11 protein-coding genes are annotated in these 15,523 nt (G+C 63.1%); 2 read left to right on the plus strand and 9 right to left on the minus strand.

Annotated elements, in window-relative coordinates; genetic code table 11:
• Positions 1 to 24: 24 nt before the first annotated feature.
• The 7 genes from M5B96_RS14855 to leuC all read right to left on the minus strand — a co-directional run bounded on the left by M5B96_RS14855 (position 25) and on the right by leuC (position 9,389).
• Positions 25 to 2,655, minus strand: coding sequence for a FimV/HubP family polar landmark protein (locus M5B96_RS14855; protein ID WP_248797419.1), 2,631 nt, complete (start codon positions 2,653 to 2,655; stop codon positions 25 to 27).
• A 208-nt stretch (positions 2,656 to 2,863) separates the two neighbouring features.
• Positions 2,864 to 3,862 carry an aspartate-semialdehyde dehydrogenase gene (locus M5B96_RS14860; protein ID WP_248797420.1) on the minus strand — a complete coding sequence of 333 codons (999 nt, stop codon included), beginning with the start codon at positions 3,860 to 3,862 and terminating at the stop codon, positions 2,864 to 2,866.
• A 194-nt stretch (positions 3,863 to 4,056) separates the two neighbouring features.
• Complete coding sequence (gene asd, locus M5B96_RS14865) at positions 4,057 to 5,169, minus strand: aspartate-semialdehyde dehydrogenase (RefSeq protein ID WP_248797421.1); 1,113 nt, start codon at positions 5,167 to 5,169, stop codon at positions 4,057 to 4,059.
• Positions 5,170 to 5,237: 68 nt separating this feature from the next.
• Positions 5,238 to 6,320, minus strand: a complete 1,083-nt coding sequence (gene leuB / locus M5B96_RS14870) for a 3-isopropylmalate dehydrogenase (protein WP_248797422.1) — start codon at positions 6,318 to 6,320, stop codon at positions 5,238 to 5,240.
• A gap of 57 nt (positions 6,321 to 6,377) precedes the next feature.
• Positions 6,378 to 7,142, minus strand: a complete 765-nt coding sequence (locus M5B96_RS14875) for a class I SAM-dependent methyltransferase (RefSeq protein ID WP_248797423.1) — start codon at positions 7,140 to 7,142, stop codon at positions 6,378 to 6,380.
• 173 nt (positions 7,143 to 7,315) lie between these two features.
• Positions 7,316 to 7,960 (minus strand): 3-isopropylmalate dehydratase small subunit, encoded by a 645-nt coding sequence (gene leuD / locus M5B96_RS14880; protein WP_248797424.1) that lies wholly within the window; start codon positions 7,958 to 7,960, stop codon positions 7,316 to 7,318.
• A gap of 10 nt (positions 7,961 to 7,970) precedes the next feature.
• Positions 7,971 to 9,389 (minus strand): 3-isopropylmalate dehydratase large subunit, encoded by a 1,419-nt coding sequence (gene leuC, locus M5B96_RS14885; RefSeq protein WP_248797425.1) that lies wholly within the window; start codon positions 9,387 to 9,389, stop codon positions 7,971 to 7,973.
• A 153-nt stretch (positions 9,390 to 9,542) separates the two neighbouring features.
• On the opposite strand from leuC, the gene M5B96_RS14890 reads away from it, so the two are divergent.
• Together M5B96_RS14890 and M5B96_RS14895 are read left to right on the plus strand one after the other, a co-directional pair.
• The gene (locus M5B96_RS14890) at positions 9,543 to 10,433 is read left to right on the plus strand and encodes a LysR family transcriptional regulator (protein ID WP_248797426.1); all 891 of its coding nucleotides are present in this window, start codon (positions 9,543 to 9,545) and stop codon (positions 10,431 to 10,433) included.
• A gap of 69 nt (positions 10,434 to 10,502) precedes the next feature.
• The gene (locus tag M5B96_RS14895; protein ID WP_248797427.1) at positions 10,503 to 13,808 is read left to right on the plus strand and encodes a PAS domain S-box protein; all 3,306 of its coding nucleotides are present in this window, start codon (positions 10,503 to 10,505) and stop codon (positions 13,806 to 13,808) included.
• Between the two features lie 162 nt (positions 13,809 to 13,970).
• On the opposite strand, the gene M5B96_RS14900 is transcribed toward M5B96_RS14895, so the two are convergent.
• Together M5B96_RS14900 and M5B96_RS14905 are read right to left on the minus strand one after the other, a co-directional pair.
• Positions 13,971 to 14,420, minus strand: coding sequence for an Hsp20 family protein (locus M5B96_RS14900; RefSeq protein ID WP_248797428.1), 450 nt, complete (start codon positions 14,418 to 14,420; stop codon positions 13,971 to 13,973).
• A gap of 111 nt (positions 14,421 to 14,531) precedes the next feature.
• Entirely contained in the window at positions 14,532 to 15,491 is a 960-nt protein-coding gene (locus M5B96_RS14905; RefSeq protein WP_248797429.1) for a tRNA dihydrouridine synthase, read from the minus strand.
• Positions 15,492 to 15,523: the final 32 nt, after the last annotated feature.

The following is a 15,523-nucleotide window of genomic DNA, read 5'->3' on the forward strand; positions in this document are numbered from 1 at the left end:
CTGCCGTTGTTGTTGAAGCGCCGATCAAGCCAGGCGTTTGAGCATCTCTCGCGCTTCGTTCTTCTGCGCTTCGCTGCCTTCGTTCAGCACCTCGGCGAGGATATCCCGCGCCCCATCGCTGTCGTCCATGTCCATGTAGGCCTGGGCCAGGTCGAGCTTGGTGGCCGCTTCGTCGGTACCCGACAGGAAGTCGAACGACTCGTCCTCGGGCAATTCGCCAGCCGCCAGGCTCGGTGCCGCGAGCGGCGGTTGCTCCAGGCTCTGGGACAAACGATCCAGCTCGGCGTTGACGTCATCCAGCTCGTCGGTGAAAGCATTCGGGCCGGCGTGCGCCTCCAGCTCGTCCGCCAACGACAGATCGAAATCCGCCGGCAGATCCAGATCATCCAGACCGCCCGTGCCCAGGGTCGGGACCTCGGCGTCGGAATCCTTCAGGTCTTCGGTCAGGCTCAGCAGGAAATCTTCATCCGCCGAAGTCGACAGCGGCGCCTCCCCGCCCAGGTCCAGGTCGAAATCCGCCAGGTCGTCGAGAGCCGGCTTGGCCGGGGCCGGCTGCTCCAGCAGCGAGTCGAAACTCAGATCGTCATCCAGGGCCGGCGTGGCCCCTGCCTGCTGCCCCAGAATCGATTCGAAACTCAGGTCGTCATCCAGCTGCAGGTCATCCAGGTCCACCTTGGCCGGCGCCACCTGCGCCGGCGAAGCCGCTTCGAGATCATCCAGGCTCAGGTCGAAATCACTGTCGAAAAGATCATCCGCCGCCGGGGCCGAGGCCGCAGCCGGGGCCGGGGCCGCAGCCGGGGCCGGGGCTGGAGCTGGAGCTGGAGCTGGAGCCGGCGGTTCATCTGCCAGCAACTCCTTGACGTAATCCTCGCTCAGTTCAGCCGCCACCGCCGCTGCCCCGAGTCCCGCCACCGCCGCAACGGCGATCATCGACGGAAAACGACTCTTGAGCTGCTCGACCTCGGCCTGGTGTTGGCCGGCCGGCAACTGCCGTTCCTGGGCGATGAAGGCATCCCGATCACCCTGCAGACCGTAGACTTCCATCAATTTCAAGCGCACATCGGTACGCTGCGGTTCGTACTTCACCGCTTCTTCAAGCAAGCCGGCCGCCTGGTTCAGGTGACCGCGCTGGATATGCAGGTTAGCCTGGTCCACTACATCGGTAGGACGCTCAGCGGCCGGGACCGGGGCCGGAGCGGGTGCCAGCTTTACGCTGGGCGGAGGGACCTCCAGACCCTCGAAGCTGCTTTCAGGCATATCCAGCTCTTCGGAAAAGCCGCTTTCCTCGTTTAGCGCCCGAGCCATACGCAGGTGCTTTTCCGCTTCCTGCTTGGCCTTGCGACGACGCGCGAGGAACAACAGGAGCAGGAGGAACACCAGCACCACGGAACCGGCCAGCAAGCCCATCAGGATCGGACTGGACAGCAGGTCATCGAGCTTGCGCTCCTGCGCCACGGCGCTGTCTGGCTGGATCGGCGCTGCAACCGGCGCCGGCTTGGCCACCTCGGCGGCCGGCGCCACCACAGGCGCCACCTCCGGCTTGGCGGCCAACTGGGCCGACATGGCATTGGCCGGGGCCGCTGCGGCCGGCGAACCTTCGGCCTGCAACTTGGCCAACTGGTCGTTCTTCAGCTGAATCAGGCGCTGCAACTTGTCCAACTGGCTTTGCAGGTCTTCCATCCGGCTTTTCAGCTCGGCGTTGTCGCGCCGGGTGGTGTCCAGGCTTTCCTGGGTCACCGCCAGCTTGTTGTTCAAGGCCTTGTTGTCACCGGCGGCGCCTTTGCCGTGTTTCTTGCCGGATTCGGCGGAGACCAGGCTCAGGTTGTCCTTGCCAGCAGCCTTGGCCAGAGCGCCCTCGGCCCCCTTGTGTCGAGTGGCATCGATCTGCTGCTTGCCACCATGCACCGAGCGCCGCCCCGCACGCCAGGCGGCATTCTGCGCGGCCACCTCGGCAATCGCCCGGGGCTGCGCCAGCGCGCGGCTTTCCACCCGATCAGGCAGGCGCAGCACCTGGCCGGTCTTCAGGCGGTTGATGTTGCCGTCAAGGAAAGCTCCCGGGTTCAGCGCCTGGATCGCCAGCATGGTCTGCTGCACGGAAGCGCCGTTGCTCTCCTTCAAGGCGATGTCCCACAAGGTGTCCTTGGGGCCGGTGGTGTATTGCTTGGCCTTGGTCGGTGCGGTGACCGGCGCGACAGGCGCGGCCGGTGCCTTGGCGGCTGCGACGGCGGGCTTGGCGGCATCGGCGGGCGGGGCGTATTTCGACGGATCGAGCAACACGCTGTAGTCGCGCATCAGCCGACCGTTGGGCCACTGCACCTGCACCAGGAAGCGTACATAGGCTTCGGACAGCGGCTTGCTCGAGGTGACCCGCACCACGCTGCGACCGCTGGGATTGATCACCGGAGTGAAGGTCAAGTCGTTGAGGAAATCCTGGCGACTGACCCCGGCGTCGGCGAAAGCCTGCGGCGAGGCCAGGCTCGGAACGATATCCGAGGCGCTGAGGCCACTGACATCCTGCAATTCGATTTCCGCCAGCAACGGCTGGTTCAGAGTTGACTTGAGGGTCACTTCCCCCAGCCCAAGCGCATGTGCCATACCGGAAGACAGCGCCGAAGCGGCCGCTATTGCTAACACCAGTTTGCGAACTTGAACCATAGCCTCTTCCTTTGTTTGTGCATTCCTCGGCTAGCGAGAAGGTGGTGTCGCCCGCCTTTCGGCAGTGTGCGCGCCCTTGAAAACATCGCCGCAGCGCGCGGTTTCAGCCGACGCCCTTGCAAATGCCCGAGGACAGGTTCACCTCCAGCAACCAGCCTGAGCATAGCGTCAGGCTAGAATCATTCTGCAAATTGCCGCCAAGTATCTTTTACAGCAGGTCTTTTATCAACAGCTCTGCCAGTTGCACAGCGTTCAATGCCGCACCTTTGCGCACATTGTCGACTGTCAGCCACAGATTCAACTCGCACGGGTCGTCCACACCGCCACGTACCCGTCCGACATAAACCACATCCTGCCCCACCGCGTCACCCACCGCCGTCGGATAGTCGCCGGCTTCCACCAGCTCGATCCCCGCCGCTGTTTCCAGCGCAGCGTTCACCGCGGCCAGATCAACTTCGGCGGCGGTTTGCAAAGAGACACTATAGCTATCGCCGAAAAACACCGGGGCTTGAATGCAAGTCACTGAAATTTTTAACAAAGGTGCCGCGAGCAGTTCACGAAGTTCACTGACCAGGCGTTTTTCCAGCGCAACATGCCCCAGGGCGTCCGGTTTGCCGACCTGGGCCAACAGGTTAAAGGCCATCTGCCGATCGAAAAAACGCGGTTCCAGCGGACGGACGTTCAGCAACTCCGCCGTTTGTCGGGCCAGCTCGGTCACCGCCTCGCGGCCCTGGCTCGACACCGCCAGGCAGGCCGTCAGGTTGACCCGCAGGATATCCAGGCCCTTGAGCGGCGCCAGTACCACCGCCAGTGCCGTGGCAGCGGCGCTCGGGCTGCCGACCTGCACCGGCTTGCCCAGGCTCGCCAGCACCTCGGGATTGGCTTCCGGCACGACATGGGGCACGGGCAAGGCACCGGACAGGTCGATCACCGTACAGCCCGCCGCCGTCGCGCGCGGGGCAAAGCTGATGGTCACCGCGGGACCGGCGGCGAAGAACACCAACTGGACTTTGCCGAAGTCGAACTCGTCGACCTCGCGCACCCGCACGTTCTTGCCCCGAAAGGGCACCGAATGCCCCGCCGACTCGCTGCTGGCCAGCAGGTGCAGGTTGGCCACCGGAAAATCGCGCTCCTCGAGGATCTGCACCAGGGTCTCGCCGACGGTGCCGGTGGCGCCGATCACGGCAATATCAAAGGACTGGCTCATGGGATGACCTCAGGTGAAACGGGGGGGAGCGGCACTTTACCCGTGACTGAACGGTCAGGCAATTGAATGCCCGTAGGTCACCCCTTGTGGCGAGTGGGCTTGCCCACTCGCCACAAGGGGTTGCGCCAACCGAAACCTGCCAATAAAAAACCGCGACTCTGACGAGACGCGGTTTTTTTCAAAGCCTCGGCGGATCAACGCTCCAGCAGGATCCGCAGCATGCGCCGCAGCGGCTCGGCCGCGCCCCACAGCAGTTGGTCGCCCACGGTGAAGGCACCAAGGAACTGCGAGCCCATGTTCAGCTTGCGCAGACGGCCCACCGGGATATTCAACGTACCGGTGACCTTGGTCGGACTCAGCTCCTGCATGCTGATTTCGCGCTGGTTCGGCACCAACTTGACCCAGGGGTTGTGCTGGCTGATCAACCCTTCGATATCGGCGATCGGCACGTCCTTGTTCAGCTTGATGGTCAGCGCCTGGCTGTGGCAACGCATGGCGCCGATGCGCACGCAGATACCGTCCACCGGGATCGGGCTCTTGAAGCGACCGAGGATCTTGTTGGTCTCGGCCTGGGCCTTCCACTCTTCGCGGCTCTGGCCGTTCGGCAGTTCCTTGTCGATCCACGGGATCAGGCTGCCGGCCAGCGGCACGCCGAAGTTCTCGGTCGGGTAGGCTTCGCTGCGCATGGCCTCGGCCACCTTGCGGTCGATGTCGAGGATGGCACTGGCCGGGTTGGCCAGTTCATCGGCGACCGCCGCGTGGGTCGCGCCCATCTGCTTGATCAGCTCACGCATGTTCTGCGCGCCGGCACCGGAGGCCGCCTGGTAGGTCATGGCGCTCATCCACTCCACCAGCCCGGCTTCGAACAAGCCACCAAGGCCCATCAGCATCAGGCTGACGGTGCAGTTGCCGCCGATGTAGTTCTTGGTGCCGGCATCCAGTTGCTGGTCGATGACCTTGCGGTTGACCGGGTCGAGGATGATCACTGCATCGTCCTGCATGCGCAGGCTCGACGCGGCGTCGATCCAGTAGCCCTGCCAGCCGGCTTCGCGCAGCTTGGGGAAAACCTCGCTGGTGTAGTCGCCGCCCTGGCAGGTCAGGATCACGTCGAGGGTCTTGAGCTCTTCAATGCTGTAGGCATCCTTCAGCGGAGCAATATCCTTGCCCACCGACGGGCCTTGGCCGCCGACATTGGAGGTGGTGAAAAACACCGGCTCAATCAGGTCGAAATCCTGCTCTTCCAGCATCCGCTGCATGAGCACGGAACCGACCATACCGCGCCAACCGATCAGACCTACACGTTTCATCGCAACTACACCTTTTACAAAAGTGGGTCACCGCTTCCGGGGATGAAAGAGGCGGTGGGCCCGAGAGATTACAGATTCCGCAGCGCGGCGACTACTGCGTCGCCCATTTCCTGCGTACCGACTTTAGTGCAACCGGCCGACCAGATGTCGCCGGTACGCAAGCCCTGGTCCAGCACACGGCTGACCGCGGTCTCGATCGCCTGCGCCGCCTCGTGCAGATTGAAGCTGTAACGCAGCATCATCGACACCGACAGGATGGTCGCCAGCGGGTTGGCGATGCCCTGCCCGGCAATGTCCGGCGCAGAGCCGTGGCACGGCTCGTACATACCTTTGTTATGGGCATCCAGGGACGCCGACGGCAGCATACCGATGGAGCCGGTGAGCATCGAGGCTTCGTCGGACAGGATGTCGCCGAACATATTGTCGGTGACGATCACGTCGAACTGCTTCGGCGCCCGCACCAGTTGCATGGCGGCGTTGTCGACATACATGTGGCTGAGTTCGATGTCCGGGTAATCCAGGGCAACCTGCTCGACCACTTCACGCCACAGCTGGCTGGAGGCCAAGACGTTGGCCTTGTCCACCGAACAGAGCTTCTTGCCGCGCACCCGCGCCATGTCGAAACCGACCCGGGCAATGCGGCGGATCTCGCTTTCGCTGTACGGCAGGGTGTCGTAGGACTGGCGCTCGCCATTATCCAGCGTGCGGGTGCCGCGTGGCGCGCCGAAGTAGATACCGCCGGTCAGTTCACGGACGATCAGGATATCCAGGCCGGCGACTATTTCCGTCTTCAGGCTGGAAGCGTCGGCCAGTTGCGGGTAGAGGATCGCCGGACGCAGGTTGCCGAACAGGCCCAGTTGCGCGCGGATTTTCAGCAGGCCGCGCTCAGGACGGATATCCCGCTCGATCTTGTCCCACTTCGGCCCGCCGACGGCGCCGAGCAGCACCGCATCGGCGCCGCGGGCACGCTCCAGGGTCTCGTCGGCCAGGGGCACGCCGTGTTTGTCGATGGCCGCGCCGCCGATCACGTCGTGGCTCAGTTCGAAACCGAGGCTGTACTTCTCGTTGGCCAGCTCCAGCACCTTGACCGCTTCGGCCATGATTTCCGGACCGATACCGTCGCCTGGGAGAATCAGAATCTGCTTGCTCATGCGTTCCTCATGTCATCTGTCGGCGCGCCCATGCTCACGGGCGCGCCTGGAAAAAGTCTATCGCTCGGCCCACAGCACCAGGACATCCGTGCTGAACGAACCATCGGCCTCGATCTCGAAATATTCTCGCACTTCCGCGCCCATTGCCTGCTGCAAATCGCGAATGGCCACCCGCAGTGGTTGCGGGGTGCGCATACGCTCGACCCAGGAGCTGAACTCCAGGCGCAGGCGCTGACGCTGGGTGCTGCGTACGTGCAGCCCGGCCTCGTTGACCTGACGCAACCACTCGCCCGCCGAATAATCGCGGACATGGCTGGTGTCGCGCAAAACCTCGACGCTTTGCAGGTAGGTGTCGAACAAAGGGCTGCCGGGGGACATGACGTCGATAAAGGCCGCCACGCCGCCGGGCTTGAGGACCCGGCGCACTTCGCGCAAGGCCTGGCCCAGGTCGCTCCAGTGGTGCGCCGAGTAACGGCTGAAGACGAAGTCGAACTCGCCGTCGGCGAACGGCAGGCGCTCGGCCGCGCCGCACACGGTGGTGATATTGTTCAGGCCGCGCTCGGTAGCGGCAGCCGCGACCACGTCGAGCATTTGCTGCGAGAGGTCGTAGGCGGCCACTTTCTTGACCAGCGGGGCGACATTGAAACTTACGTGGCCGGCGCCGCACCCCAGGTCCAGGACCCGGGCCTCGGAGCGTCCGACCAGTTCGGCCTGGAGCAGGGCGAACTCAGCGCCCTGGGCGTGCACGGCGCTGCTCAGGTAAGCGCTGGCCTGTTCGCCGAATTGCTTTTGAACGACTGCGGTGTGAGCTTTGCCGGTCATGGGGTTATCCTTTTTGCCGAACGTTGTGTATTGCCGATCAGGCCGTCTTCGCGGGCAAGCTCCGCTCCCACAGTGTTGCGTCGAACAAAATCGGCGAACGACAGAAGACTGTGGGAGCGGAGCTTGTCGGGGCGCCGCATCGCCGCGAAGAGGCCGGCCCTGCCTACCTCAAATCAGGCGTCGCGAAACAACCACGGCTGGCTGGTCCGGTGCTTGGCTTCGAACGCCGCGATCGCCTCGCCGTCCTGCAAGGTCAGGCCGATATCGTCCAGGCCGTTGAGCAGGCAATGCTTGCGGAACGCATCGACTTCGAAGTGGTAGACCTTGCCGTCCGGGCGGGTCACGGTCTGGGCCTGCAGGTCGACCGTCAACTGGTAACCCGGATTGGCCTCGACCTGCTGGAACAGCTCGTCGACTTCATTGTCGCCAAGGATGATCGGCAACAGGCCGTTCTTGAAGCTGTTGTTGAAAAATATATCGGCGTAGCTCGGCGCAATGATACTGCGGAAACCGTACTCCTCCAGGGCCCATGGCGCGTGCTCACGGCTGGAACCGCAGCCGAAGTTTTCCCGGGCGAGCAATACACTGGCACCCTGGTAACGTTCGGCGTTCAACACGAAATCCTTGTTCAACGGCCGCTTGGAGTTGTCCTGGTAGGCATAACCCACGTCCAGGTAGCGCCACTCGTCGAACAGGTTGGGACCGAAGCCGGTGCGCTTGATCGACTTCAAAAACTGCTTGGGAATGATCTGGTCGGTGTCGACGTTGGCACGATCCAGAGGCGCGACAAGACCGGTGTGCTGGGTAAAGGCTTTCATGCTGCGCTCCTCAGATCAATTCACGAACGTCGACAAAACGACCGCTCACGGCGGCGGCGGCGGCCATGGCCGGGCTCACCAGGTGCGTGCGACCACCGGCGCCCTGGCGCCCTTCGAAGTTCCGGTTGGACGTCGAGGCGCAATGTTCGCCGCTTTCCAGGCGGTCCGGGTTCATCGCCAGGCACATCGAGCAACCCGGCTCGCGCCATTCGAAACCGGCTTCGAGGAAGATCTTGTCCAGGCCTTCGGCCTCGGCCTGGGCTTTCACCAGGCCCGAACCCGGCACGACAATCGCTTGCTTGATGGTCGAGGCGACCTTGCGGCCCTTGGCGATCACCGCCGCCGCACGCAGGTCTTCGATCCGCGAGTTGGTGCAGGAGCCGATGAAGACGCGGTCCAACTGGATGTCGGTGATCGCCTGGTTGGCGGTCAAACCCATGTACTTCAAGGCGCGCTCGATCGAGCCACGCTTGACCAGATCAGGCTCGCGGGCCGGGTCCGGCACGTTCTGGTCAACCGCCAGGACCATTTCCGGCGAAGTACCCCAGCTGACCTGCGGCTTGATCTGTGCGGCATCCAGTTCGACCACGGTGTCGAACACCGCATCGACGTCGGAAACCAGGTCTTTCCAGGCTTCGACGGCCAGGTCCCATTCCGCGCCCTTCGGTGCGAAAGGACGGCCCTTGACGTAAGCCACAGTCTTTTCATCGGCGGCCACCAGGCCGACGCGGGCACCGGCTTCGATGGACATGTTGCAGATGGTCATGCGGCCTTCGACCGACAGGTCGCGAATCGCGCTGCCGGCGAACTCGATGGCATGGCCGTTACCGCCGGCGGTACCGATCTTGCCGATCACGGCGAGGACGATGTCCTTGGCGGTCACGCCAAACGACAAGGTGCCTTCGACCCGCACCAGCATGTTCTTCATCTTCTTGGCCACCAGGCACTGGGTGGCGAATACGTGCTCGACCTCGGAGGTGCCGATACCGTGGGCCAAGGCACCAAAGGCGCCGTGGGTCGAGGTATGGGAGTCACCGCAGACCACGGTCATGCCCGGCAAGGTCGCGCCCTGCTCCGGGCCGATCACGTGGACGATACCCTGACGCACGTCATTCATCTTGAATTCGGTGATGCCATATTCATCGCAGTAATCGTCGAGGGTCTGTACCTGCAAACGCGACACCTGGTCGACAATCGCCTCGATCCCGCCCTTGCGCTCCGGGGTGGTCGGCACGTTGTGGTCCGGGGTGGCGATGATCGAGTCGACACGCCAAGGCTTGCGCCCGGCCAGGCGCAAGCCTTCGAAAGCCTGGGGCGAAGTCACTTCATGGATGATATGACGGTCGATATAGATCAGCGACGACCCATCGTCGCGCCGTTTCACTTCATGAGAATCCCAGAGCTTGTCGTAAAGCGTTTTGCCGGCCATCAGACGTTTCCTCATCAACTTGTTTCTATGCCCCGGGTTATTGATGACTGTTCTCAATAACCCCTTGGCTTGTGAGGTCGATGCTATGGGGTTAGAGTGAATAACTCAAATTCATATTTTTTATGCTTTGGATAACTATCTGGAATACAGACCATGGATCTCGCCAATCTCAATGCATTTATTGCCGTCGCCGAGACCGGCAGCTTTTCCGCCGCCGGCGAGCGCCTGCACCTGACACAGCCGGCAATCAGCAAACGCATCGCCGGCCTTGAGCAGCAGCTCAATGTCCGCCTGTTCGATCGCCTGGGTCGCGAAATCGGCCTGACCGAGGCCGGCCGGGCCCTGCTGCCACGCGCCTATCAGATTCTCAACGTGCTGGACGACACCCGCCGGGCGCTGACCAACCTGACCGGCGAAGTCAGCGGCCGGCTGACTCTGGCTACCAGCCATCATATCGGCCTGCACCGCCTGCCGCCCCTGTTACGGGCCTTTACCCGGCGTTATCCGCAGGTGGCGCTGGATATCCAGTTCCTCGATTCGGAGGTCGCCTACGAAGAAATCCTCCACGGCCGCGCCGAACTCGCGGTCATCACCCTGGCACCGGAACCCCATGGCCTGGTGCGCGCCGTGCCGGTGTGGGACGACCCGCTGGATTTCGTCGTCGCCCTCGAACATCCGTTGGTCAGCCACGGCCCGGTCAGCCTCAAGGACATTGCCCATCACCCGGCGGTTTTTCCAGGCGGTAATACCTTTACCCACCATATCGTCCAGCGCCTGTTCGAAGCCCAGGGCTTGACGCCGAACATCGCCATGAGCACCAATTACCTGGAAACCATCAAAATGATGGTCTCCATCGGCCTGGCCTGGAGTGTCCTGCCCCGAACCATGCTCGATGACCAGGTGGCCCGCATTCCGTTGCCAGGCATACAACTGACTCGCCAGCTAGGCTATATCCTGCACACCGAGCGGACACTGTCGAATGCCGCGCGCGCCTTCATGGCCTTGCTGGATGCGCAGAGTGATAGCCCAGGATTGACGACATAAGGCAAGCCTGCTTTATTCCAAACAGTTTTTTGCGGCACAACGCTCCTTTCATCCCAAGGACAGCTGTAAATGCCCAAGCACGCCAGCCGTATCCCACCCCTGCCACGCATTCACGCACTCGACCCCCAGGTGTCGGAACAGAGCTGGGAAAGCGCCTCGCAACTGCTTGCCGCCCTTAACGGCGCGCGCCTCGGTGCCTGGTGCTGGGATATTGAAAGCGGCCAGGTCAGTTGGTCCCGTGGCACCCAGGCGCTGTTCGGCTTCGATCCGCACCAGCCACTGCCCAAGGACATCGACTACCTTGACCTGCTGCCGGTCGAGGACCGCGCACGCGCCTTGCGAGCCTTTCATGCGGTATTGGAAGGGGAGCCCGTCGAACAGGCCATGCATCACCGCATCCGCTGGCCCGACGGCAGCCTACACTGGCTGGAAATCAATGGCAGCCTGTTGCCGGACAAGAATGGCAAGCCACGGATGATCGGCGTCATCCGCGAAATCACCCACCAACGCCAGCGCGAGCATGCCCTCAGCAGCTCGGAAAAACGCTTCGCCACCCTGTTTCACCTGTCACCCAACATGGTGCTGCTGACCCGCGAAGAGGATGGCCTGATCAGCGAGGCCAACCAGTACTTCGAAAGCCTGTTCGGCTGGCCCGCCCTGTCAGTGATCGGACGGACCACCCTGGAGCTGGGACTCTGGGTCGATCCGGAGGAGCGAGGGCGCCTGGTCAAGTCGCTCCGAACCAAGGGCGAGTCGGTCAGCCAGGAGGTGCAACTACGGGCCAGCAACGGGAAAATCCACGACGGCATCCTCAGCGCCCAACGGGTCGAACTGGAAGGCCAGGCCTATCTGCTGAGCACCTTTCTCGACACCACCGAACGCAAGAACGCCGAGCAGGCCCTCAAGGATAGCCAGGAACGCCTCGACCTGGCCCTGGACTCGGCGCAACTGGGTACCTGGGACTGGCATATCCCCAGCGGCATGCTCTATGGCTCGGCGCGGGCTGCGCAGTTGCACGGCCTCGAGCCACAGCCGTTCCATGAGTCCTTCGACGCTTTTTTCGAGGGTGTGCCCGCCAGCGAACGCGAAAGCATGCGCCATGCCTACCGCAGCCTGCGCGAAGGCCCGGAAGGCAACTATCAACTGACCTATCGGGTGCCATTGGAAAACGGCACCTCGCGCTACCTGGAAAGCCGCGCCCGCCTCTACCGCGACGAACAGGGCAACCCCTTGCGCATGGCGGGCACCCTGCTGGACATTACCGATCAGGTCGAGCGCGAACAGCGCCTGGTGGCCTCGGAAGAGAAATTCGCCAGTCTGTTCCAGGCCAGTCCCGATCCGATCTGCGTCACGCTCCACGAAACCGGACAATTCATCGAAATCAACCCGGCCTTCACCCAAGTGTTCGGCTGGAGCATCGACGAAGTACGCAATCGCAGCGCCGAGCAGATCGGCTTGTGGGACGACTCGGCCAAACGCCTGCTGCGCATCCAACAGGTGATCCGTGACCAGGCGCTGAACAATGTGGCGGTGATCGTCCACCACAAGCGTGGCCACGCCCTGACCTGCGTCATCAACAGCCGGCAGATCATGGTCGAGGAACAGCCCTGCATCGTCACCACCCTGCGCGACATCACCCAGCAGCAACGGGCCGAGGCGGCGCTCAAGGCCAGCGAGGAAAAATTCGCCAAGGCATTCCACTCCAGCCCCGACGCCATCACCATCACCGAGCGCGACAGCGGCCGCTACCTGGAGGTCAACGACGGTTTCTGCCGGCTGACCGGCTACACCAGCAACGAAGTCATCGGCCGCACCGTGTATGAAATCGGCGTCTGGGCCGATCACAAGCAGCGCACCGCGCTACTGGCGGAATTGGCGGAAAAAGGCCATGTCCCGCACCGCGACATGCTCGGACGCAACAAACGTGGCGATGTGCTCACCGTCGAAGTCTCGGTCGAACCGATCATCCTCAATGAGACCGCCTGCCTGTTGCTGACCGCCCGGGACATCAGCCTGCTGAAGAACGCCCAGGCGCAGATCCGCCACCTTGCCTATCACGATCCGTTGACCAACCTGCCCAACCGCGCCCTGCTGATGGATCGCCTGAGCCAGCAGATCGCCCTGCTCAAGCGCCATAACCTGCGCGGCGCCCTGCTGTTCCTCGACCTCGACCATTTCAAGCACATCAACGACTCCCTCGGCCATCCGGTGGGCGACACCGTGCTCAAGGTGATCACCGCCCGCCTGGAAGCCAGCGTGCGCACCGAAGACACCGTGGCGCGCCTCGGTGGCGACGAGTTCGTAGTACTGCTCAGCGGCCTGGACGGCTCACGCAGCGAGGTCACGCAAAAGGTTCGCGAGCTGGCGGACACCATCCGCGAGCTGCTGGCCGAACCGATGTTCCTCGACGGCCAGCGCCTGCAAGTGACCCCGAGCATCGGCGTGGCACTGATTCCCGACCACGGCACGACCCCCGCCGACCTGCTCAAGCGCGCCGATATCGCGCTGTACCGGGCCAAGGATTCCGGGCGCAACATCACCCAGCTGTTCCACAGCACCATGCAAAAAGCCGCCAGCGAACGCCTGCGCATGGAAAACGACCTGCGCCAGGCGCTGTCCCGCGGCGAATTCAGCGTGCACTTCCAGCCCCAGGTGGACGCCCGCGACAACAGCATCATCGGCGCCGAAGCCCTGGTGCGCTGGCACCACCCGGAACTCGGCGCACAATCGCCGACCGAATTCATCAAGGTCCTGGAAGACAGCGGGCTGATCCTCGAAGTCGGCACCTGGATCCTCGACCACGCCTGCGAGGCCTTCGGCATCCTGCTGGGCGACGGCCTGATCAGCCATGCCTTCAGCCTGTGCGTGAATATCAGTCCGCGACAGTTCCGCCAGACCGATTTCGTCGAACGGGTGGAGCACACGCTGACCCGCTACAACGTGCCGTCCTCGATGCTGAAGCTGGAAATCACCGAGGGCATCGTGATCCAGAACCTGGAAGACACCATCAGCAAGATGCGCCGCCTGAACAAGATCGGCGTCAGTTTTGCCATGGACGATTTCGGTACCGGATATTCGTCGCTGACCTACCTCAAGCGCTTGCCGGTGGACGCCTTGAAGATCGACCAGTCGTTCGTGCGCGACGCGACCCACGACCCCAACGACGCGGAAATCATCCGGGCGATTGTCGCCATGGCCCGCAGCCTGGGGCTGACGGTGATTGCCGAAGGGGTGGAACTGCCGGAGCAACTGGTGTTCCTGGAAGGCCTGGGTTGTCATCTGTACCAGGGCTACCTGCACAGTCGACCGCTGCCTTTGGAGGAGTTCAAAATGCTCCTGAAGTCCCCCGGCCCTGAGCACACCATCGACCTGTAGGAGCGGCCGGTCGACGCCCGATTGCCCGCGAAGCTTTTGGCGGTCTTGCGGCCCCCTTCGCGAGCAAACTCTGCTCCTACAGGTCGGTGGCGCCTATGAATTCTGCGCACGGCATCAACAAAGAACCCCGCCGAGGCGGGGTTCTCTTGAGCAGGCTGCCGCTTAGTGCTGCAGTGCTGGCTGTTGCCCGGCATTGATCGCAATGCGCTTTGGCTTGGCCTCTTCCGGCACGACCCGCAACAGGTCGATATTCAACAGACCGTTGCTCAGGCCCGCGGCCTTGACCTCGATATGGTCGGCCAGGCGGAAGGACAACTTGAAGGCACGCTGGGCAATGCCCTGGTGCAGGTAGCTGACGTTTTCGGCCTTGGTGTCACGCTTACCGCCACTGACGGTCAGCACGCCCTTCTCGACCTGCAGCTCCAGGTCCTCTTCCTGGAAGCCGGCAGCGGCCACGACGATGCGGTACTGGTCGTCGCCATGCTTTTCAACGTTGTAGGGTGGGTAGCTGCTGCCCGGCTCGTTGCGCAGCGCGGTTTCGAACAGATCGTTGAAACGATCGAAACCGACGGAAGAACGGAACAGTGGAGCCAGGGAAAATGCGGTAGTCATGTCAATCTCCTGAAATTCAGCGAGTGGTTTAGTCCGCGACCCGAATTCGGCATCGCGTACACCCTAGATAGGAACGCGCCCACGCTTTTCAAGAGATTGTCGTGAAATTTTTCAGGCCGCTTCCGGCAGCGGCACGTGCAGCAGGCGCCCGACCGCGTCGCAATCGGTCTCGCGGCGCAGGTGGCTGAACAGTTCCACGGCCTGCGGATAATTGCGCGTCAACATCGCCAACCACTGCTTCAAACGGCCCGGCGCCTGACGTGGCGTCAACTGCGCACGGGCCTGCGCCCAGAAGTCGCGCAGCAGCGGTTGCAGCTCGGCCCAGGTCATCTCCAGCACCTCTTCGCCGGCCCGCGCCGCGGCAATCTGCCGGGCCAGGTCCGGGCGCGAGACCAGGCCGCGACCGAGCATGATGTCCTCGGCGCCGCTGATCTCGCGACAGCGTCGCCAGTCGTCCACCGACCAGATATCGCCATTGGCAAACACCGGCACCTTGACCACTTCCTGCACCCGCGCCACCCATTCCCAGTGGGCCGGTGGCTTGTAGCCGTCGACCTTGGTCCGCGCGTGCACGACGATCTGCGCGGCGCCGCCTTCGGCCAAGGCCGTAGCGCAAACCAGCGCCCCGTCCGGACTGTCGAAGCCCAGGCGCATCTTGGCCGTCACCGGGATATGCGCCGGCACCGCACGCCGCACCTGCTCGACAATGGCGTTGAGCAGCTCCGGCTCCTTGAGCAATACCGCGCCGCCCCGCGACTTGTTCACGGTCTTGGCCGGACAACCGAAATTCAGGTCGATGACCTGCGAACCCAGCTCGCAGGCCAGCGCCGCGTTTTCCGCCAGGCACACCGGATCGGAACCGAGCAATTGCACCCGCAGCGGCACACCGGCCGCCGTGCGGGCGTCGGTCAACAACTCGGGGGCGAACTTGTGGTAGTAGGCCGGCGTCAACAGCGAGTCATTGATCCGGATGAACTCGGTGACGCACCAGTCGATACCGCCGACGCGGGTCAGCACATCACGCAGGATGTTGTCGACCAACCCCTCCATCGGGGCCAGGGCAATTTGCATGGGGACTCTCATCGAAAAAAGCGGTCATCGAA

The sequence above is a fragment of the Pseudomonas sp. MWU13-2105 genome (assembly GCF_023242315.1).
Classification (GTDB): Bacteria; Pseudomonadota; Gammaproteobacteria; order Pseudomonadales; family Pseudomonadaceae; genus Aquipseudomonas.

Bases quoted from the DNA above. Each gene is read 5' to 3' on its own strand.
- leuD (WP_248797424.1), bottom strand. From the start codon at position 7,960: ATGAAAGCCTTTACCCAGCACACCGGTCTTGTCGCGCCTCTGGATCGT.
- M5B96_RS14875 (WP_248797423.1), bottom strand. From the start codon at position 7,142: ATGACCGGCAAAGCTCACACCGCAGTCGTTCAAAAGCAATTCGGCGAA.
- M5B96_RS14860 (WP_248797420.1), bottom strand. From the start codon at position 3,862: ATGAGCCAGTCCTTTGATATTGCCGTGATCGGCGCCACCGGCACCGTC.
- M5B96_RS14890 (WP_248797426.1), top strand. From the start codon at position 9,543: ATGGATCTCGCCAATCTCAATGCATTTATTGCCGTCGCCGAGACCGGC.
- M5B96_RS14895 (WP_248797427.1), top strand. From the start codon at position 10,503: ATGCCCAAGCACGCCAGCCGTATCCCACCCCTGCCACGCATTCACGCA.
- M5B96_RS14900 (WP_248797428.1), bottom strand. From the start codon at position 14,420: ATGACTACCGCATTTTCCCTGGCTCCACTGTTCCGTTCTTCCGTCGGT.
- M5B96_RS14855 (WP_248797419.1), bottom strand. From the start codon at position 2,655: ATGGTTCAAGTTCGCAAACTGGTGTTAGCAATAGCGGCCGCTTCGGCG.
- asd (WP_248797421.1), bottom strand. From the start codon at position 5,169: ATGAAACGTGTAGGTCTGATCGGTTGGCGCGGTATGGTCGGTTCCGTG.
- leuC (WP_248797425.1), bottom strand. From the start codon at position 9,389: ATGGCCGGCAAAACGCTTTACGACAAGCTCTGGGATTCTCATGAAGTG.
- M5B96_RS14905 (WP_248797429.1), bottom strand. From the start codon at position 15,491: ATGCAAATTGCCCTGGCCCCGATGGAGGGGTTGGTCGACAACATCCTG.
- leuB (WP_248797422.1), bottom strand. From the start codon at position 6,320: ATGAGCAAGCAGATTCTGATTCTCCCAGGCGACGGTATCGGTCCGGAA.